We start from the raw sequence: 18,493 nt of genomic DNA on the forward strand, positions 1-18,493 counted from the left end.
CCCCCCTCCTCCCCCTCCTCTTCCTTTCTCCTCTTCCCATCGTCCATCTCGCTCCGGGGGCCGTATGAAACCCGTTCGCGCGCTGCTCGCGCATCGCAGACACGCCGCCGTATTCGTCACCGCCCTGACCCTGGCGTTGGGCCTGCTCACCGCGAGCCCTCCACCGGGCGCGTACGCCGCTGACAACGGCCGCTGGTCCGTCTTCCCCGCCGCCTCGTCCGCCGAATCCGGCAAGAAGGCCGCCAAGGACGGCAAGCGCCGGGCGTACTTCCGGATGAAGGCCGATCCCGGCCGCACCGTGCACGACAAGGTCACCGTCTCCAATCTCGCCAAGGAGCCGGTGACCTTTCTGCTCTACGCCGCCGACGCCTACAACACCCCGCGCGACGGTGGATTCGCGGTCCGCGAAGCCACCGCGAAGCAGCGGTCCGTCGGAGTGTGGACCCACCTGGAACGCTCGGAGGTCACCGTCCCGGCCGGTGGCAGAGTGACGGTCCCGTTCACCGTCGACCTCCCGCGCACCGCCCCGCCCGGCGACCACCCCGGAGCCGTCATCGCCCTGGACAAGCGCGTCGCCCGCGCCAAGGGCACCGGCGTCGGCATCCGCCAGGCGGTCGGCGCCCGGATCTATCTCCAGGTCAAGGGCGAGCGGAGGCCCGGCCTGCGCGTCCAGGACGTCCGCTTCGACTACGACGTCCCCCTGCTGCCCGGCCTCGGCAAGGACGCCACCGTCACGTACACCCTCGTCAACAGCGGAAACGTGCTGCTGGAGCCGAGGGTCGACCTCAAGGCCGAAGGCCTGTTCGGCCGGACGTCCTTCGACAGTGCGGGCAATACGCTGCCGGCCGAGCTCATGCCGGGCCAGCGGGTGCGGATCACCCAGAAGTGGGCCGCGCCGCCACCGCTGGACTGGGGCAGCGTCGAGCTGACCGCGAGCGACAAGGGCGGCGAGCTGGTGGAGAGCGCGAGCACGGCGTACCGCACGGTGAACCGGGGCGTGCTCGTGGCGTGCGCCCTGGTGGTGGTGCTCCTGGTGGTGGGGGTGGTGGTGCGGCGCCGCAGAACCCGTACCGCTGCGGGGAGTTGAGCCGTACGACCGCGGGGGAGGTGAGGCGTACGGCTGTTGCGACGAGCCGCCCCTGACGGCAGACGACCGCGGGCCCGGAGCGCCGCTGCCGCTCCGGGCCCACTGCGCTGCCGTACGGCGGGGAGTGCCCCGGGAACGCGAAGTCCCGGGCGCCGCACGGCAGTCGGATCAGGCCGCTTCCCCGTCCCGCCGCAAGCGCCGCGGGAGGTAGTGGAAGGCCACTACGCCGACGGTGCCGAGGCCTCCGGCCGCCGCAAGCAGCAGGCCGATGCCAGGCAGGCCGGTCGACGCGAGGCTGCCCGAGCCGCCGGTCACCTCCGTGTCCAACTGGGCGCCGGAGCCGCCGGTCGTGGACCCGCCGCCGGTCGCCGGAAGGCCGGAGTCGGCCGGGTCGGTGGGGTCAACGGGGTCGGCGGGCGGGTCCGTCGGAGGATCGGTCGGCGGATCCGTGGGAGGGTCGGTGGGAGGATCGGTCGGTGGGTCCGTGGGGGGATCGGTCGGGTCCGTGCCGCCGCCGCCCGTGATCGTCATCTTGTGCAGCAGCGTCTTCTGACCCGCGTCGAGGGTGCACTCCGCGGTGAACTCGTCGCCGTTCGGCGGCAGTTGCACCGGCTTGCCGTCCGCGTCCCGGGCGATCATGTTGTGCAGTTTCAGGCCCTTCACATCGAAGGCCGCCTCGCCCGCCTTGCCCCAGGTCAGCAGCCCACCGGGCGACTTGCCCGTGGCCGTCACCTCGAACGCGGCGGGCGGGTCGGGGATGTCGGCCTTGGCGACGGTGTTCACGACCTTGATGGGCAGCGCGCCGTCGCCGCCGGGCTGGGTGACGACGACATCCGCCGTGGCCTTGCCCTCCAGCGTGACCGCGCCGAGCACACCGAGGCCTTGGGCGGCCCGCGAACTGACCTTGGTGACGGCCTTGATGTCGTACTCGGGGACGGTCTCGCCCACCTTCATGGTGGCGGGCATGTCCGTGGTGATCGCGGCTTCGATGGCGTCGTTGTTGATGATCGGGAACTTGCACGTGTACTTCTGCGTGAGCGACACCGGATCGGCCGAAGCGCTGCCACCACCACCGACCAGCGCGAGGAACACCGCGGCGACCCCGGTCAGGGCGGACCCCCGCGCCAACCTCGCCGTGGTTTTCCCTGGTTGCTCTCTCATACGGTTCCCCATGCGATCTCCCCTGCGTGGCCCTGACCGAGAATTGGCGCAATCGAGAAATGACTACGCATGGGCGGGGAGCCCGTCAACCCGTTCGGCACAGCACGACGGGCCGGGGTGCGCAATTTGTCATCCACGCACCATCGCGTGCTCACCACCACCACAAAAACCGACGGCCCGCCGACCGCCTTTCACCAACAGGTCGGGACAGGCCTTGACCCTCCCGCTACCCATCAGTAGTTTGCGTATTCGAAACACCGCCGTATCACCCCCGGAATTCAGCGGGAAAACTCCCTCGCGGCGGAACATTTCGCATCTCCGATTTCCCGGGACGGCTGGGCCGGCGAGTCCGGAATCGCAGAGGTGGCACCGACGTTCGTTCGTGCTCATTCACGTAGCCCGAGAGGTAGCTCATGGGAGCGCACAAGAGACAAGTCAGGGCACGCACCGCCCTGAGCACGGTGGCGGCCGCCGGCCTCGTCGCCGGCCTGGTCGGCCTGGGCGGCGGTTCCGCCTCCGCCGACCCGGTGAAGCTCGCACAGAAGTACACCTGCAAGTTCCCGATCATCAACAACGACCCGATCGAGGTCGAGATCACGGCCGACATGCCCGCCACCATGAAGGTGGGCGAGACCGTCCCCGAGTACGACATCAAGGCCGTCACCAAGGTCAGTTCGCGGGCCGCCCAAGGCCTCGGTGTGCTCGGCGCGGTCACGCTGGAAGGCAAGGCGACCGCCGATGTGAACGTGACGCTGCCGGGCGGCGGCGGCAACCTGCCCATCAAGGTCGTGAACACCGTCGCCAAGGCCAACATTCCGAGCCCGGCCGCCGCGTTCACCGTCATCGCCAGCGGCAAGTCGCCCGGCTCCCTGCTGACCTGGGAGAAGGAGGGCACGGCCAAGTTCGATGTGACGGGGCTCAAGCTGCACAACATGATCGCCCGGGACGCGGACGGCAAGCCGGTCCAACTGCCGCCGAACGGCGACGAGTTCACCGCTACCTGCACCATGGACGCGGGGCAGCCCACCACCCTCCACACGATGACCATCAACGGCGGCGGCACGGATCCCACGGACCCGCCGACCGATCCGCCGACGGACCCGCCCACCGACCCGCCCACCGATCCCCCCACCGACCCGCCGGGTGACGAGCCGGTGAAGCTCAACTTCGGCATCAAGGGCACGTCGTTCATCAAGGCCGCCAACGGCAACGCCGCGCTCTCCGGCGGCATCGACACCCGCTACGACCTCAGCAAGGGCACCTTCGACGCCGACCTGAAGCTCGACCCGACCAAGGGCCAGTTCACCATCATGGGCTTCCTGCCCACGACCGCGGACATCGCCTTCGAGCAGGCCGGGAAGACCAACGGAACGCTGGACACCGCCGGTGCCCTGAAGTCGCACTCCGAGATGGCCGTCAAGCTCGGCAGCGTCAACGTCTTCGGTATTCCCATCGGCGGCGGCCCCGACTGCAGGACCAGCGGACCCGCCAAGATCGACCTCGCCAGCGAGGGCCGCTTCCAGCCCTACAAGGGCGGCAAGCTCAAGGGCACGTACACCCTGCCCGCCCTCAAGGGCTGCGGCGGCCTCAACGACATCATCAGCGCCTTCACCGCGGGCCCCGGCAACACCATCGACATGGACCTCACCTACAAGAACTAGCCCCCCGTGGTGAGTCCGCATCCCGACCCGGCCCCCCGCCACTCCAGGCGGGGGGCCGGACCGTTCCCCACAGGACTTGGAGAGACAGTGTTGAGATCGCGCGAGATACCGCTGCGCCTCGCCTCCGCCGGAGCGCTGCTCGCCGTGCTGACCGGCTTCGGCTCCGGCCCGTCGGCCGCCGCGGAACCGGCGCCCCTCACGCAGACGTACAAGTGCGTGTTCCCCATCATGGAGGACGACCCGCTCACCGTCGTGATCAAGACGGATCTGCCGGAGAAGGTCCAGGTCGGCGCGCGGGTCCCGGCCTCCGAGGTCGTCTCGGTGGCCGAGGTCAGCAAGGCCGCGGCAGCCGCCCTGCGCACGGTCGGCGGCGTCACCCTCGAAGGGGTAGCCACGGCCGGCGTCACCGTTCACATGCCGGAGGGGCCGCTGAGCATCGGCATCGACAACACCATCGGGAAGACCCCCCTGCCCGACCCGCCCGCCGCCTTCCACGTGACCGCGACCGGCCACACCCCGCCCCTGACGTTCCGGCAGCCCGGCGCCGTGCGGATCGACGTCGCCAGCCTGCTCCTCACCATGACCGCGCGGGACGCGGCGGGCGACAAGACCGCGCTCGACACCTTCGAGACGGAGTGCGCCCTCGACCCGGCCGACCAGAACAAGACCCTGCGCACCATCCAGGTGGAACCGGCGCCGACGGACCCCGGCGGCGAACCGGTGCCGCTCGGCTTCGGCATCAGGGGCAACTCGTCCATCAAGGCGGGCAACGGCGGCTTTCCGCTGGCGGGCGACCTGGACACCCGCTACGACCTGGACAAGGGAACCTTCGACGCCGACCTGCGGCTCGAACCGACCACGGCCCGGTTCACCCTGCTCGGCTTCCTGCCCGCAGTCGCGGACATCGCCTTCGAGCAGACCGCCCGCACGACGGGAGCCGTCAACGCGGCGGGCAGTCTCACGTCGCACTCCGAGACGCGCGTCAAGCTCACCGGCGTGAGCGCGTTCGGCCTGCCCATCGGCGGCGGGCCGGACTGCACGACCGCCGAACCCGCCAGGATCGACCTCGTCGGCGAGGGCCGCTTCGACCCCTACAAGGGCGGCAAGCTCAAGGGCACGTACACCCTGCCCGGCCTCAAGGGCTGCGGCGCCCTCAACGACGTCATCAGCGCCTTCACCGCGGGCCCCGGCAACACCGTCGACATGGACCTCACCTACGAGAAGTAGCTCAGCTGGTCCCTCAACCTCGGCGGCGTTCCGATCACCCGGAACGGGAGAGTTGCTCGCGCATCCATGCGGGATCGGGGTTGGTGTGCGATCGGCCCGCCACGATGACGGTCGGCACGGTCTCGTTGCCGTCGTTGACTGCCCGCACCGCCGAGGCTCCGGCCGGGTCGCGCCAGATGTCGACCCAGTGCATCTGTCGGGCGGCGCGCCCCAGCCGGATGCGCAGTCGTATGCAGTACTTGCAGCCGGGTCGCCAGAAGACGACTGGCCGGCCGTCGACCGCGCTGCGGCGTTGCGCCTCCACCGCTCCGATCGCCCTCGGGAAGATCAGAGGCGAGTTCACGCCTGCGAGCAGCACGAACCCCAGGAGGAGGGCGGCGGCCGCGCCGGGGGTCCCGCTGACGATCCGACCGGCCGCGAGCAATGAGCCGCAGAGCAGCAGCAGCATCGGCAAGATCCAGGCGCGCGTCATGAGGACGAAGGCTATCGGTGGGCCGACCGGGGATACGCCCCAGGCTCTCAGTCGGCCGACGCCGCCGAGTGCCCGGCGCCGTTGAGCCCCGAGCACTCCGGCGCCTTGTCGAAGGCGCGCTTGAGCGCGGGGTCGGCGCGGAAGTCCTGGGCGGGACCCTGGTACGCGCCCGCCCGCTCCAAGCCCTCGGCCGCCTTCTTCAACGCGGTCCTCAGCGACTTCTCGTCGGTGACATCCGCCTTCTTGAGCTCGGCGGTGGTGCCCGCGAGCTTGCTCCGGGCTCCGCGCAGGTTCGCGAGTGCCTTCTTGTACGCGGCGTCGCCACCCTCCACGGGAGGCGCGCCCTCCTTGCGCATCTTGCCGTCCAGCGCGCCGAGTTGCCGGTCCAGCGCGTCCATGAAGGTGACGACCTGCGAGTGGTACTTCTTGGCGTCCTTGTGACCCGAGGCCGGGAGCGTCAGCTTGGACCCGACGTCCTGCACGCTGTCACAGACGTCCGAGGCCCAGTCGACCTGCGGACCGTCGTCGACCCGCGAACTGCACGCCGACACGATGGCCGCGACCGCGACTCCGAGGACGGCGGGCCTGAGCGCGGCGGTCCGCCGCTTCTGTCCCGTGCTCTTCACGCCTGGCTCTCCTTCGTCTCCGGCTCTGCTTCATCCATGTCCGGCTCTGTTCGTTCATCCATGTCCGGCTCCGCCTCAACGTCTGAACGTGTCGATGTTCGCGATCCGCCAGGTCCCGCCCCGGCGCACCACGTCCACGGCGAACATGGCTGCCGCCTGGGTGGCCGAACCCCCCTTGGCCGTACTGGTGTTGCTCTGGTCGGCGAAGACCAGGACCCGGGCCCTGTCGCCGTCGATGGCCTGGACGCCGCTGTGCGTCACGCTGGTGGTGAGGACGAGTTTCTGCCGGGCCCCTTGGGCGCGGACCTGCGCGAGCATCTCCCGGTGCTGGCCGACCGCCTTGCCGGTGAGGTACTTGTCCGCGGCCCTGTCGGTACGGGCCGGGTCCGTGTGGTCGTAGGAGAAGACCGCGTCGACGGCCCGGCCGACCGTGCCCTTCACCTCGCTGGTGCGGACCGTGTCGGTGAGCGCCGCGTTACGCAGGGCGGGCACGTCGCGCAGGTCTTCGGCCCGGGTGTGGGCGAGGAACGCGAAGGCCGCGGCGAGTACGGCGAGCAGGCCGAGCAGAGCGAGCAGCAGGGGCCGGGGGACGGGCCTGCGCACGGTGCGGGCGGTCCGATCCCGGGGCTTCGGGCGCGGGACTCGCCGCGCGGGTGTGGGCGCGGGCGCGGGTGCTGCCTTCCGGCTCTCGACCGCGGCCAACCGCCGCTGTCTGTTGACCACATGGCGTGTCGTCGACATGGAACGGCCCCTCAGTCTGACGGAGTGTCGGTGGGCGCTTCGCCCGCGGGGGCCTGGCCGAGCCCGCTCAGCTTCCAGCCCTCACCGGTGCGGGTGAGTTCGCCGAGCAGTCGGCTCTCCTTGCTGCTCGGCCTCTTCTTCGGCGGATCGACGGTGATCCGCATCGCGATGATGACCCCTGCCCGGCCTTCTCTCTCATACAGTTCGGTGACGGCGCCGGACAGCACCTCGGCGGTGGTGACCGTGCGCGCGGCACGCACCTGCCTCTCGAACTCGCTTCTGCCTTTGCGTAGTTCTTCGAGCAGATCCCCGGTGGCGGACCGCTCCCAGGCGTCGAGGCCGTGCTCCAGATCCCGGTGGTCGAGGGTGTTCATGTTGAGTGCGGCCTGCTCGCCCGCCGCGAGCACCTCGTCGCGGGTCTCCGCGAACCGCGCGGAGTCGTCGTGGGCGGCCGCGTACCAGGACGAGCCCGTCCAGCCCGCCCACCCCAGGGCGAGGACCGCCGCCGCGGCGATGAGCGAGAGTCTCGTACGCTCCCGCGATGTCGTACGTGCCATGTCCGCCTCCCCTAACGGGGCTTGATGTCGGTGATCGTCCAATGGCCGTCGGCCAGGCGCGCGGTGACCGAGAGCTGGGCGGCGGCGGTCGTCGCCCTGGCGCCCTCGCGCTCGGCCCGCTGGTCGAGGAAGAACAGCAACCGCGCGCGGTCGTCGCCGAGTTCGACGGCTCCGGCGCGGACCACCTGCGTGGTGAGCGACAGCCGTTGCTTCCGGACTTTCCCTCGGAGCCTGCCGAACAGGGCCCGGTAGTCCTCGGCGGCCTTGCCCCGCAGCACGTCGCGCGCGCGTCGCTCGGTGGTGGCCAGGTCCTCGGGTGTGTAGGTGAAGAGCGCTGCGAGCGCGTCGCTGATGTCCCCGACGACCCGGCGGGTCCACTCGCTGTCGGTCAGCGCGTGGTTGGCGGCGGCGGGTGTGTCAGCGGTCCGGTCGCTGAGGACCAGGAGCCCGCCGCCGGTCAGGAGCAGCGCGGCGAGGAGGAGGGCCAGTGGGGTGCGGGCGGCCGGGTGGTGGCGACGGGAGGCGGGCGGTGCCTTCGTACCCGCGCCGTCGTTCGTGTCCTCGGCGGCATCCTCCACCCCGAGCGCACTGTCCGTCCCATGAGCATCGTCTGTTTCGATGGCGTCGGCTGTCCCGACAGCATCAGTCGGCGCCCCACCCCGGGGGCTCAGTCCCGCACTCATCCGCGTCCCCTCATTCCGCCGCACCCCTATTCCGTTCCGGCCGGTATCGCCGTCAGCGAGCTGAGTTTCCAGCCCGCGCCCTTGTCGAGGCCCGCCTCGAAGCGTTTGCGGTCGGTGGTGGACCTTCCGGTGCGTTCGGTCACCTCGACGCGGACGGTGGCGATGACCTTCGCCGTGCCCGAACGGGTGTCGAGGGCCACGACCGCCGCGTCGGTGACCGTGGCGCGGGTGCTGGTGCCCTCCTGTTCGAGGGCCTTGGCGCCGTCGTCCCCGGTGCGCCGCAACTCGTCCGCGAGCGGCCCGTCCGTCACCCGTGCCCAGGCGCGCAGCGAGGCCCGTACGTCCGTGCCGTCCATGGTGTTGAGCACCGCGATGTGCTCGCGGGCCGCGTCCAGTGCGGCGTCGCGGTCGCGGGCATGCGCGAGATCGTCGTCGCCTCGCGCCTGCGCGTAGGTCCATGCCGCGAAGCCGCAGAACAGGGCGCCCAGAAGCAGCGCGGCCGACCACACCCACCGTCGCCTCATCACTCCCCCATCCCGAGCAGGCCGGCCAAGCCGTTCGGGGTGTTCGGACCGTCGGACGGGGCGTCGCTCCGCGCGAGCCAGGCCGCTCCGGGCCAGGCCGATCCGGGCCGGGCCGGGGTGGGCACGCCGCCGCGCGGCGCGTTCGCTGAGCCGCGTACGTTCTGGCCGCTTCCAGGAGCCGCCGTGCAGGCCGCCTCGGTGTTGGTGGGGGCCGGAGAGGTGTCGAGGCCGTTGCGGTAAGTGGTGCCGCCGTATCCGGCCGTGCAGGGCAGCGGCTTGAAGAAGGTGGTGACCATGCCGAAGCGGACTCCGTCGGGGCCGATGGCGGTCGCTCCGGTGGAGGCGACCCGTGGGATGCGCACCATCAGTTCCCGGATGCCGCGTTGGCGGGTCACCAGGAGTTCGGAGGTGGTGACGAGATTGGCCAGCACGACGCCGAGGCCCGGGTCGGTGTCGCGAAGGAGCGCGGTGAACTCGGTCGCCGCCTCCGGGGTCCGGGCGATGAGGCGGCGCAGGTCGGGGTCGGACTTCTTGAGCTGCTCGGCCAGTTCGGCGGCTCCGCTCGCGAAGGACTTCAGGGCGTCGGACCGCTCGTTCTGGGTGCGCAGGACCGTCTCGCCGTCGATGAGGAGTCTGGTGGTGGCGGGCAGTGCCTTGTCGGCCGCCCGGATGAACTCGCTGCCCGTGTCGATGAGGATCTGCAGGTCCTGCCCGCGCCCCTCGAAGCTCTTGCCGAGCTCGTCGACGACCGTGCGCAGTGCGGCGGTGTCCACCGAGGAGGCGAGCCGGTCGACGCTGGTCAGTACGTCGGTGACCGGTGCGGGTGTCCGCGTGGCCGAGCGCGGGACCACCGAGCCTTCGGCGAGGTGGGGCCCGCCGTCGGTGCGCGGGCTCAGATCGAGGTACTGCTCCCCGACCGCCGAGAGGTTCGCGACCTTCGCCTCCAGATCGGCGGGGATCTTCGGTGCCGAGTCCTTGATGCGGATACGGGCCTCGACCCCGTCGTCGGTCAGCTCGACGGATTCCACCCGGCCCACGTCGACGCCCCGGTACGTGACGTTGCCGCGGCTGAACAGGCCGCCGGTCTCGGCGAGTTCGACCCTGACCGTGTAGTAGTCGCGGGCGCCCACGTACCGCCCGAGGTCCGCGTACGCCGTCGCGATGTGGGCGAGGACCAGCGCGCCGAGAACGAGAAAGGCGATGTTCTTGAGGTGGGTGGAGAGGGGGAGCACTAGGAGTCGCCTCCTGACGTTCCGGTGACCGCGGGCAGCGGCAGGGAGGAGCGAGTGGCACCACCGCTGCCACCACCGCCGCCACCGCCATCGCCACCGCCACGGACCGGTGGCACGATCTCCGTGCCGGGGGCCGCCGCGATCTTCAGATAGACGTTGAGGTAGTCGCCCTTCACACCGGTGAGCACCTCGTCCGTGAACGGATAGGTGAACATCACCTGGAGCGATTCCGGCAGGTCGGCGCCCGAGTCGGCCAGGTTGCGCAGGACCGGGGCGAGCGCCTTGAGGTCGGCCACGAGGTCGTTCTTCGTGCGGTCGACGGTGTCCACCGCGACCCCGGAGAGCGAGTCCAGGGCGCGCAGCATGGACACGAGCGACGAGCGCTGGTCGCTGAGGACCTTCAGGCCCGGCGGCAGGTCCCACAGGATGTCGCCGATCTTGCGGTCGCGGGTGGCGAGGGTGGTGGAGAGCCGGTTCATGCCGTCGAGGGCGGCGGTGATGTGCTTCTTGTTCTTGTCGAGGCTCTTCGCGGTGGTGTTGATCTGCCGCAGTGCGGAACGGACTTGGCCCTCATTGCCGCCGAGCGCCTTGTTGAGTTCCCGGGAGATGGTCTGGATCTGCTGTACGCCACCGCCGTTGAGCACCATCGACAGTGCGCCGAAGACCTCCTCGATCTCGGGGTTGCGGTTGGTGCGGGCGACCGGGATCACGGCCCCGTCGCGCAACCGGCCCCGGTTGCGCGCGTAGGCCGCCCGGGTGCCGGTCCTCGTCCTCTGCAGGTCGGGGCGGGCCCGCATGTCGTCGGGGGCCGTGAGCTGGACGTACTTCTCGCCGAGGACGCTGGACTGTTCGAGGTTGGCGTAGGCGTTGGCAGGCAGCCGTACGTCGCCGTTGACCTGGAGGGTGACGCGGGCGGCCCAGCCGTCGTCGGCGAGGCCGATCCGGGTCACGCGGCCGACGTCGACGTCATCGACCTTGACCGCGGAGTGCGGGAAGAGACTCACGACGTCCTGGAATTCCGCGGTGATCTCGTACGGATGGTCGCCGAGGTCGGCCCCGCCGGGCAGCGGCAGGTCCTGCAGACCGTCGAAGTCCGGGAGGCCGCCCGCGCCGAGGGCGAGGCCCACGAGGGTCACGGTGAGGGAGAGGCCCAGCGCTAAGCGCGCGGTGCGGCGCTTCATCGTCGGCCTCCCCCGGCGCCGTCCGGCGTGCCGTACACGCTGCCGACCGGCGGCAGCGGCAGGGCGGGCAGGTGCTCGGCCCGCTCGTGAGGGAGGGCCACGAGACGGTCGGCGGCGGCGCCGCGTGCGGCCGGGCCCGCCAGCCCGGTCCCCGACGCCCCGGCGAGTTCGTTGATGTTGGCCCGGCCGTCGATGGTGCGGGTGCGCGGGTTGTAGGCCCGTTCGAGGTTGGCCGCGGCCAGCGGCAGCGCGTCCAGGGCCTCGGCGACCGAGGCCCGCTGGTCGACGACGGAGCGGGTGAGGCCCGCCAGCTTGTCGACGTTCGACTTGAGTCGGCCCCGGTTGTCGCTGATGAAGCCCTTGACCTGGCCGAGGGCCTTGCCCAGCTGTCCGAGGGCGGCGGCGAGGTCGTCCTTGTCGTCGGCGAGGAAACTCGCGACGTCCGACAACTGGGTGACCGCGCGCCGCACTTGGCCGTCCTTGCGCTTGAGCATGCTGATGAACTGCTGGAGCTGCTCGACCGTCCGGACGACGTCGCCGCTGTTCCCGTTGAGGACGGCGGACGCACCGCCGAGCTGGTGGAGGGTGTCGCCGATGTCCTTGCCGTTGCCGTCGAGGTTCTCCGCGCCCGCCTTGACGAGCCCGGCGAGTGCGCCGTCCTTGTTCGCGCCCTCGGGGCCGAGGGCGTCGCTCAGGTCGGTCAGGCTCTCGAGGAGCTCGTCGACCTCGACGGGCGTCGCCGTGTGCGCTGCCCTGATGACGGCGCCGTCGCGGATCTGCGGGCCTCCTCCGTAGGCGGGGGCGAGCTGGACGAACCGGCCGGACACCACGCTGGGGGCCACCACGACGGCCTGGACCCGGGCGGGCACCTTCACCCCTTCGTCGAGCGTGAGCCGCACCCTGACCTGTCTGCCCTCCGGCCGGACCTCCTCGACGCTGCCGACACGGACCCCGAGCACCCTGAGGTCGGAGCCTTCGTGCACGGCGACGGCCCGGTCGAAGTAGGCGGTGACGTGCTTGCCGTCGCCGCGGCCCGCGAGCGCGGTCACGCCGACGATCCCGCCCGCCACGAGCAGCGCGACGACGAGGACGAGGATGACCACGCGGGCGTATCCGCGGGCCGTTGCTCGGGTACGGGGCGTCGAACGTCTTCGGGCCATCACCGGCCGCCTCCCTTTTCCGGCGTCCTCGGCGGCATGCATCCGGCGTCCGGGCCCGTGCCCCCACGCAGATAGTCCTTGGGGACGAGGCCGCACAGATAGCCGTCCATCCAGCGCCCGTTGCCGAGAGTGTTCCCGACGAGCCGGTAGTACGGCCCGGCGGCCCCGAGGGCCTTGTCGAGGTTCTTCTGGTTCTTGGCCAGCACGTCGGTGACCCGGTCGAGCGCGGCCAGCGCGGGCCCCAGCTGCCGTTCGTTGTCGTCGACCAGGCCGCTGATCTCCGTGCCGAGGTCGCGGGCGCCGGTGAGCAGCGCGTGGACGGCCTTGCGCCGGTGGCGTACCTCTTCCAGGAGCAGGTTGCCGTTGTCGAGCAACCGCTCGAACTCCGTCCTCCTGCTGTTCAGGGACGTGGTGAACTTCGCTGATCCGTCGAGGAGTTCGGACAGTTCGTCATTGCGCCTGGAGATCGTCCGGGACAGCGAGGCGAGACCCGTCATGGCCTTGCGGACGTGCGGCGGGGTCTTCCCGAAGGCTCCGGTGATCGCCTCGAAGCTCTTGGCGAGCCGGTCCTCGTCCAGGTCACCGGTCGTGCGGCTCAGGCCGTTGAACGCCTCCATGACGTCGTACGGGGAGGTGGTGCGCCGGGCCGGGATGCGCTTGCCGGGGTCCTGCTTCCGGCTGCCGAGCGGGTCCACCGCCAGGTACTTGGCGCCCAGGAGGGTCTTGATGGCGATGCCGACGGTGCTGCGGTCGCCGATCCAGGCGTCCCGCACCTCGAAGGTGACCTTCACCTTCGGGCCGTCCAGGGCGACGTCCGCCACCTCGCCGACCCGTACGCCGGCGATCCGCACCTCGTCGCCCGCCTTGAGCCCCACCGAATCCCGGAAGTCGGCGGTGTAGCGGGTGCCGCCACCGCCGATCAGGGGCAGCGACGCGGCGTTGTAGGCGAGCAGCCCGACGAGGGCCATGGCCAGGAGCCCGGCCAGGGCGACGGCTAGGGGGTTGCGCTCCCCGAAGGGCTTGAGGCGAGGACGCCGGAACCTCCGCGGTCCGGGCCGCTTCCCGCGCAGGGACTTCATGCCCGGCACCTCGCGTCCTTGATCGCGAGCCCGGTCGGCGGCGGGCTGTTGTCGTACGTGGTGACGCCGCTGAGCTTCGCTTGGCAGAGGTAGAGGTTCAGCCACGACCCGTAGGACGCGATGCGGGAGACGGCGGCCATCTTGCGCGGTGTCTTCTCCAGGAAGTCCTCGACCAGCGGCGCGTGGGCGGCGAGGGTCCCGGACACCCGCCCCAGGTCGCGGACCCCGGCCTTCAGGGGCGCCCGCCCCTTACGGAACAGGTCCGCCGTGCTCACGCTGAGCTTGCCGAGGGAGTCGACGGACCGGCCGATGGTCCTGCGGTCGTCGGCGAATCCGGAGACCAGCTTCTCGACGGTTCCGATGAGTTCGGTGAAGCCTTTCTGCCGGTTGTTGACCGAGGCGAGGACCCGGTTGAGGTTGCTGATGACCTCTCCGATCACGCGGTCCTTGGCGGCGACCGTGGTGGTCAGCGAACCGACCGTCCGCAGCAGGCTCTCGACGGTTCCGCCCTCGCCCTGCAGGACCTGCACGATCGACGCCGCGAGCCGGTTGGTCTCCTTCGGGGACAGGCCTCGCATCAGCGGCTGGAACCCGTTGAAGAGCTGCGTCAGGTCCAGTGCCGGGGTGGTGCGGCTCAGCGGGATGGTCTGCCCCGGGCGCAGGGTGCGGCCGACCGGACCCGCGCCCCGGCCCAGCTCGACGAAGCGCTGCCCGATCATGTTCAGGTACTTGATGGACGCCGTCGCGGACGCGGGCATGGTCCGGTCCGCGTCCAGCGCGAACTCGACCTCGGCGTAACGGCGTTGGACGATCTCGATCGAGGACACCCGGCCCACCTTCACCCCGGCGATGCGCACGGAGTCGCCCTCGTTCAGACCGGTGGCATCGGTGAACCAGGCCTTGTAGCCGTGGGTCCTGCCGACCTCGGTGCCCGCGACGCTCAGGGCGAGCACGGTGGTCGCCAGGGCGGTCACCACGATGAAGACGAGGGACTTCACGGCGGGGCCGGTCAGGCTGCGCTGTCCGCTCACCTCAGTCTCACCTCCGCCCCTCGGAAGGCCGGTCCGGCGAGCACGCTCGACCAGTCGGGCAGGGGGCCGCTCCGCGCCCGGTCCGGTGCGGCAAGGAGTTCGGTGACCAGGTCGTTCTCCTGCGGCGAGTTGGCCACGCCGAGACCGCCGGACACACCGCTCAGGGTGGTGGCCGTGCTCTGCCGCGTGGTGTACGAGCCGCCCGTGTAGGGGACGGGGTAGCAGCGCGGCCCGCCGCCCGCCTCGTAGCGGGGCGCGTCCCGCCCCGGCACATAGGCGCCGCGCGAGGGGACGACCCGTACGTCGACGCGCAGGCCCGGCCGGTCCGTGCCCTTGCCGAGGGCGGCGTCCATGGCGGGGACGAAGCCGGCGACCGTGCGCAGGGTGCAGGGGAAGGCGGGCGCGTACCGCGCGAGGATCTCCAGGGTCGGCCGGCCGGTCGCGGTCAGCCGGATGAGGTTGGCCCGGTTGGCGCGCAGCCAGCCGCCGAACTCCTGGGCGCCGCTGGTCACCGACGCGTACAGGGCGGAGAGCTCGGTCCGCCGCTCGGCGATGGTGGCGCTCGTGACGGTGGCGTCGTGCAGCGCGTCGACGAGGTCGGGGGCCGCCTCGGCATAGGTGTCGCTCAGCTCGACGAGTTCCTTGATGTCCCTGTTCAGGGACGGCAGGTGGGGGTTGAAGTCCTTCAGGTAGCCGTTCAGCGTGACCAGCGAGTCGCCGAGCTTCTCGCCCCGCCCTTCGAGGGCCTTGGCGAGGGCGGACAGCGTGGCCGAGAGATCCTGCGGTTGTACGGCGGTCAGCAGCGGCATCAGATTGTCGAGCACCTGCTCCAGCTCGACGGCGCCGCTGCTGCGGTCCTGCGGGATGACGCTGCCCGCGGCGAGCGGCCGCGTCGAGGGATGTTCCGGCGGTACGAGGGCCACGTACCGCTGCCCGAAGAGGGTGGTCGGAAGGAGCTGGGCCCGGACGTCGGCGGGGATCCGGCCGATCCTGTCGGGCCGCAGGGCGAGGGTGAGCCGCGCCATGGAGCCGCCCGTGTCGATCTTCTCGACCTCGCCGACGACGACGCCGCGCAGCTTGACCTCCGCGCTCGGGTGCATCTCACTGCCGGCCCGCGCCGTCTCGACGACGACGGTCGCGGAGTCCGTGAACTTCTTCTCGTACACGGCGACCGACAGCCACACCAGCAGGGCGGGCACGACGAGGTACACCACTCCGGCGAGCCGTCTGCGGCGGGCCAGCGCGCGGTCCGTGGGGCGGGCGTGCGGCACCCGCACCGCCGCCGGGCCGGGCCGAGTCGTCGTCGGGGCGCTCATCCGGCCACCTTCACCGTGGTCGTGGCGCCCCAGAGCGCCAGGCTGAGGAAGAAGTCGGTGACGCTGATGAGCACGATCGCGGTCCGTACCGAGCGGCCGACGGCCACCCCGACCCCGGCCGGTCCGCCCGAGGCGCGGAAGCCGTAGTAGCAGTGCGCGAGGATCACGAGCACGCTGAAGACGAGCACCTTGAGGAAGGACAGGAGCACGTCCGCGGGGACCAGGAAGAGATGGAAGTAGTGGTCGTACGTTCCCGTGGACTGCGAGTTGAACAGCACGGTCGTGGCGCGTGAGGCCAGGTAGGAGCCGAGCAGGCCGATGCCGTACAACGGGATGATCGCGAGCGTGCCGGCCACGATGCGGGTGCTCACGAGGAACGGCGTGGAGCGCACGCCCATGCTCTCCAGGGCGTCGACCTCTTCGTTGATGCGCATCGCGCCGAGCTGGGCGGTGAAGCCCGCGCCGACCGTGGTGGACAGGGAGAGGGCGGCGACGAGCGGGCCGATCTCACGGGTGTTGAAATAGGCGGAGACGAATCCGGTGAACGCGTCGGTGCCGATCTGGCTGAGTGCCGCGTACCCCTGGAGGCCGACGACCGTGCCGGTGAAGACGGTGATGCCGATCATGACGCCGACGGTGCCGCCGATCACCCCGAGCCCGCCGCTGCCGAAGGCGACCTCGGCGAGGAGCCGCTGGATCTCCTTCGGGTAGCGGCGCACGGCGCGCGGGATGCCGGACAACGCCCGCGCGTAGAAGAGGAGTTCGTCGCCGGGCCGGTCCAGCCAGGCGAAGGCGCGGCTCCTGCGTCCGCGTTCGGTCAGGGCCATGGGTCACAGCCCCTTCGGGGGGACGAGCTGCAGATAGACGCCCGTCATGACCATGTTGACGAAGAAGAGGATGAGGAAGGTGAAGACGACGGACTGGTTCACCACGTCACCCACGCCCTTCGGCCCCCCTTTCGGATGGAGCCCTCGGTACGCGGCGACGACACCGGCGATGAAGCCGAAGACCAGCGACTTCAGCTCGCTGACGTAGAGGTCGGGCAGTTGGGCCAGCGCGGAGAAGCTGGCGACGTACGCGCCCGGAGTGCCGTTCTGCATCACGACGTTGAAGAAGTAGCCGCCGAGGATGCCGACCACGGAGACCAGGCCGTTGAGGAGCAGGCCGACCAGCATCACGGCGAGCACCCGGGGGACGACGAGGCGCTGGACGGGCGAGACGCCCATGACGCGCATGGCGTCGAGCTCCTCGCGGATGGTGCGCGAGGCGAGGTCCGCGCAGATCGCGGACCCGGCGACGCCGGAGATGAGCAGGGAGACGATCAGCGGGCTGGCCTGCTGGATGATGACGAGGACGCTGGCGCCGCCGGTGAAGGACTGAGCGCCGAACTGCTCGATGAGAGAGCCGACTTGGAGGGCGATCACCGCCCCGAACGGGATCGTCACCAGCATCGCGGGCAGGATCGTGACGCTCGCGATGAACCAGAACTGCTCGACGAACTCCCGCCACTGGAAAGGCCGTTTGAAGGTCAGTCGCAGGACGCTCACCGCGAGCATGAACATCTGGCCGATCTCGCGCAGTACGCCCAGGCCCGGCAGTGGCCTGTGCGCGGCGGGAGGAGCGGTCATGCGCCTGCTCCCCGGCTCAGGCGGGGCGCGGCGAGCGTGGGCGCGTCCCCGCCGCTCTGCCGACTCGCCCCACCGCCCTGCGGGCTCCCCTCGCCGCTCCGCCGGTGCGCGTCGCCGCCCCGCGAGCTCGCCTCCTCGCCCCGCAGGCTCGCCTCGACGGCGCGGCGGGCCGCGGGCTGCAGCTCGTGCAGCATGCCCCGGACCCGCTCCCGGCGCCTGCGCACCGCCCTGCGCTCCGGCAGTCCGGGCGTGGGCGCGAGCTGCGGCACGATGGCGCGCTCCGTGGCGGGCCCGGCGACGATGCCGTGCGCGGCCTCCAGGTCCAGGGTGGCCTGGTCCTTCTCCTCGGACATGCCGATGGGGCCCGCCCTGCGGGCGTTGAGGAACTGCTCGACCACCGGCTCCTCGCTGGTGAGGAGCACTTCGCGGGGCCCGAAGATCACGAGGTTGCGGCGGAAGAGCATGCCCATGTTGTCCGGGACGGTCGCCGCGATGTCGAGATTGTGGGTGACGATGAGCATCGTCGCGTCGATCTCGGCATTGATGTCGATGAGGAGCTGCGAGAGGTAGGACGTGCGGACCGGGTCGAGCCCCGAGTCCGGCTCGTCGCACAGGATGATCTGCGGGTCGAGGACCAGGGCCCGGGCCAGGCCCACGCGTTTGCGCATGCCGCCCGATATCTCGCCGGGCAGCTTCTTCTCGGCGCCGGCGAGGCCGACCAGGTCGAGCCGCTCCATGACGATGCGGCGGATCTCCGATTCCTTCTTGCGGGTGTGCTCGCGCAGCGGGAACGCGACGTTGTCGAAGAGGCTGAGCGAGCCGAAGAGCGCACCGTCCTGGAACATCAGACCGAACAGCTTCCGGGCCTCGTACACGTCCCGTTCGCGGCTGTTGACCATGTCCACGCCGTCGACGAGGACGTGCCCGCGCTCGGGGCGGACCAGGCCGACGATCGACTTCAGGAAGACCGTCTTGCCGGTGCCGGACGGGCCGAGCATCACGCTGACCTCGCCGCGCGGCAGGGTGAGCGTCACGTTCTGCCAGATGTTCTGCCGGCCGAACGACTTGGTCAGACCTTCGACGACCACTTCGACTCCCATCGCACCTCCTTGCTCAGAGTTCGGGTT

At 70.9% G+C, this 18,493-nt stretch carries 19 protein-coding genes; 3 read left to right on the plus strand and 16 right to left on the minus strand.

Translation table 11 applies throughout. The annotated features are described in order from the left end of the window. Positions 1-64: 64 nt before the first annotated feature. Positions 65-1,087 (plus strand): COG1470 family protein, encoded by a 1,023-nt coding sequence (locus tag ACZ69I_RS15630; protein WP_470832628.1) that lies wholly within the window; start codon positions 65-67, stop codon positions 1,085-1,087. Between the two features lie 168 nt (positions 1,088-1,255). Here the strand turns inward: ACZ69I_RS15630 and ACZ69I_RS15635 are convergent, their stop codons facing one another. Beyond that, on the minus strand, positions 1,256-2,248 hold the full coding sequence (locus tag ACZ69I_RS15635) for a DUF6801 domain-containing protein (protein WP_470832630.1): 993 nt from the start codon (positions 2,246-2,248) through the stop codon (positions 1,256-1,258). Positions 2,249-2,661: 413 nt separating this feature from the next. Here ACZ69I_RS15635 and ACZ69I_RS15640 point away from each other — a divergent pair, with 413 nt between their 5' ends. Further along, positions 2,662-3,909 (plus strand): DUF6801 domain-containing protein, encoded by a 1,248-nt coding sequence (locus ACZ69I_RS15640; RefSeq protein WP_470832631.1) that lies wholly within the window; start codon positions 2,662-2,664, stop codon positions 3,907-3,909. Between the two features lie 90 nt (positions 3,910-3,999). Further along, positions 4,000-5,136, plus strand: coding sequence for a DUF6801 domain-containing protein (locus ACZ69I_RS15645; protein WP_470832633.1), 1,137 nt, complete (start codon positions 4,000-4,002; stop codon positions 5,134-5,136). Between the two features lie 34 nt (positions 5,137-5,170). Here the strand turns inward: ACZ69I_RS15645 and ACZ69I_RS15650 are convergent, their stop codons facing one another. The 15 genes from ACZ69I_RS15650 to ACZ69I_RS15720 all read right to left on the minus strand — a co-directional run bounded on the left by ACZ69I_RS15650 (position 5,171) and on the right by ACZ69I_RS15720 (position 18,466). After that, positions 5,171-5,608 carry a glutaredoxin domain-containing protein gene (locus ACZ69I_RS15650; protein WP_470832635.1) on the minus strand — a complete coding sequence of 146 codons (438 nt, stop codon included), beginning with the start codon at positions 5,606-5,608 and terminating at the stop codon, positions 5,171-5,173. Between the two features lie 47 nt (positions 5,609-5,655). Further along, on the minus strand, positions 5,656-6,234 hold the full coding sequence (locus tag ACZ69I_RS15655) for a hypothetical protein (RefSeq protein WP_467675156.1): 579 nt from the start codon (positions 6,232-6,234) through the stop codon (positions 5,656-5,658). 75 nt (positions 6,235-6,309) lie between these two features. Next, a complete protein-coding gene (locus tag ACZ69I_RS15660) occupies positions 6,310-6,975 on the minus strand; it encodes a hypothetical protein (protein ID WP_470832637.1) in 666 nt (221 codons plus the stop codon). Positions 6,976-6,986: 11 nt separating this feature from the next. Continuing rightward, positions 6,987-7,532: a hypothetical protein gene (locus tag ACZ69I_RS15665; RefSeq protein WP_470832638.1), complete on the minus strand. Its 546-nt coding sequence runs from the start codon at positions 7,530-7,532 to the stop codon at positions 6,987-6,989. A gap of 11 nt (positions 7,533-7,543) precedes the next feature. Continuing rightward, the gene (locus tag ACZ69I_RS15670) at positions 7,544-8,110 is read right to left on the minus strand and encodes a hypothetical protein (protein WP_470832639.1); all 567 of its coding nucleotides are present in this window, start codon (positions 8,108-8,110) and stop codon (positions 7,544-7,546) included. 131 nt (positions 8,111-8,241) lie between these two features. Further along, the gene (locus ACZ69I_RS15675) at positions 8,242-8,739 is read right to left on the minus strand and encodes a hypothetical protein (protein ID WP_470832640.1); all 498 of its coding nucleotides are present in this window, start codon (positions 8,737-8,739) and stop codon (positions 8,242-8,244) included. Next, positions 8,739-9,971 (minus strand): MlaD family protein, encoded by a 1,233-nt coding sequence (locus ACZ69I_RS15680; RefSeq protein ID WP_470832641.1) that lies wholly within the window; start codon positions 9,969-9,971, stop codon positions 8,739-8,741. Before ACZ69I_RS15680 ends, ACZ69I_RS15675 begins: the two co-directional genes overlap by 1 nt. After that, entirely contained in the window at positions 9,971-11,152 is a 1,182-nt protein-coding gene (locus ACZ69I_RS15685) for an MlaD family protein (protein WP_470832643.1), read from the minus strand. Before ACZ69I_RS15685 ends, ACZ69I_RS15680 begins: the two co-directional genes overlap by 1 nt. Beyond that, entirely contained in the window at positions 11,149-12,312 is a 1,164-nt protein-coding gene (locus tag ACZ69I_RS15690; RefSeq protein ID WP_470832644.1) for an MCE family protein, read from the minus strand. Before ACZ69I_RS15690 ends, ACZ69I_RS15685 begins: the two co-directional genes overlap by 4 nt. Further along, positions 12,312-13,391: an MCE family protein gene (locus ACZ69I_RS15695; protein WP_470832645.1), complete on the minus strand. Its 1,080-nt coding sequence runs from the start codon at positions 13,389-13,391 to the stop codon at positions 12,312-12,314. The genes ACZ69I_RS15690 and ACZ69I_RS15695 overlap by 1 nt, the downstream gene beginning before the upstream one ends. Then, complete coding sequence (locus ACZ69I_RS15700; protein WP_470832647.1) at positions 13,388-14,422, minus strand: MCE family protein; 1,035 nt, start codon at positions 14,420-14,422, stop codon at positions 13,388-13,390. Before ACZ69I_RS15700 ends, ACZ69I_RS15695 begins: the two co-directional genes overlap by 4 nt. Continuing rightward, positions 14,419-15,738, minus strand: a complete 1,320-nt coding sequence (locus tag ACZ69I_RS15705; protein ID WP_470832648.1) for an MCE family protein — start codon at positions 15,736-15,738, stop codon at positions 14,419-14,421. The genes ACZ69I_RS15700 and ACZ69I_RS15705 overlap by 4 nt, the downstream gene beginning before the upstream one ends. Then, positions 15,735-16,565: an MlaE family ABC transporter permease gene (locus ACZ69I_RS15710; RefSeq protein ID WP_467675139.1), complete on the minus strand. Its 831-nt coding sequence runs from the start codon at positions 16,563-16,565 to the stop codon at positions 15,735-15,737. The genes ACZ69I_RS15705 and ACZ69I_RS15710 overlap by 4 nt, the downstream gene beginning before the upstream one ends. 3 nt (positions 16,566-16,568) lie before the next feature. Continuing rightward, complete coding sequence (locus tag ACZ69I_RS15715; RefSeq protein WP_467675137.1) at positions 16,569-17,366, minus strand: MlaE family ABC transporter permease; 798 nt, start codon at positions 17,364-17,366, stop codon at positions 16,569-16,571. Beyond that, positions 17,363-18,466: an ABC transporter ATP-binding protein gene (locus ACZ69I_RS15720; protein ID WP_470832651.1), complete on the minus strand. Its 1,104-nt coding sequence runs from the start codon at positions 18,464-18,466 to the stop codon at positions 17,363-17,365. Before ACZ69I_RS15720 ends, ACZ69I_RS15715 begins: the two co-directional genes overlap by 4 nt. Between the last annotated feature and the right edge of the window lie 27 nt (positions 18,467-18,493).

This window comes from Streptomyces sp. NPDC036815 (assembly GCF_055609205.1).

Excerpts from the sequence above, each read along its gene's own strand:
- ACZ69I_RS15630 (WP_470832628.1), top strand. The coding sequence starts at position 65 with ATGAAACCCGTTCGCGCGCTGCTCGCGCATCGCAGACACGCCGCCGTA.
- ACZ69I_RS15635 (WP_470832630.1), bottom strand. The coding sequence starts at position 2,248 with ATGAGAGAGCAACCAGGGAAAACCACGGCGAGGTTGGCGCGGGGGTCC.
- ACZ69I_RS15640 (WP_470832631.1), top strand. The coding sequence starts at position 2,662 with ATGGGAGCGCACAAGAGACAAGTCAGGGCACGCACCGCCCTGAGCACG.
- ACZ69I_RS15650 (WP_470832635.1), bottom strand. The coding sequence starts at position 5,608 with ATGACGCGCGCCTGGATCTTGCCGATGCTGCTGCTGCTCTGCGGCTCA.
- ACZ69I_RS15660 (WP_470832637.1), bottom strand. The coding sequence starts at position 6,975 with ATGTCGACGACACGCCATGTGGTCAACAGACAGCGGCGGTTGGCCGCG.
- ACZ69I_RS15665 (WP_470832638.1), bottom strand. The coding sequence starts at position 7,532 with ATGGCACGTACGACATCGCGGGAGCGTACGAGACTCTCGCTCATCGCC.
- ACZ69I_RS15675 (WP_470832640.1), bottom strand. The coding sequence starts at position 8,739 with ATGAGGCGACGGTGGGTGTGGTCGGCCGCGCTGCTTCTGGGCGCCCTG.
- ACZ69I_RS15685 (WP_470832643.1), bottom strand. The coding sequence starts at position 11,152 with ATGAAGCGCCGCACCGCGCGCTTAGCGCTGGGCCTCTCCCTCACCGTG.
- ACZ69I_RS15690 (WP_470832644.1), bottom strand. The coding sequence starts at position 12,312 with ATGGCCCGAAGACGTTCGACGCCCCGTACCCGAGCAACGGCCCGCGGA.
- ACZ69I_RS15695 (WP_470832645.1), bottom strand. The coding sequence starts at position 13,391 with ATGAAGTCCCTGCGCGGGAAGCGGCCCGGACCGCGGAGGTTCCGGCGT.
- ACZ69I_RS15705 (WP_470832648.1), bottom strand. The coding sequence starts at position 15,738 with ATGAGCGCCCCGACGACGACTCGGCCCGGCCCGGCGGCGGTGCGGGTG.
- ACZ69I_RS15710 (WP_467675139.1), bottom strand. The coding sequence starts at position 16,565 with ATGGCCCTGACCGAACGCGGACGCAGGAGCCGCGCCTTCGCCTGGCTG.
- ACZ69I_RS15715 (WP_467675137.1), bottom strand. The coding sequence starts at position 17,366 with ATGACCGCTCCTCCCGCCGCGCACAGGCCACTGCCGGGCCTGGGCGTA.
- ACZ69I_RS15720 (WP_470832651.1), bottom strand. The coding sequence starts at position 18,466 with ATGGGAGTCGAAGTGGTCGTCGAAGGTCTGACCAAGTCGTTCGGCCGG.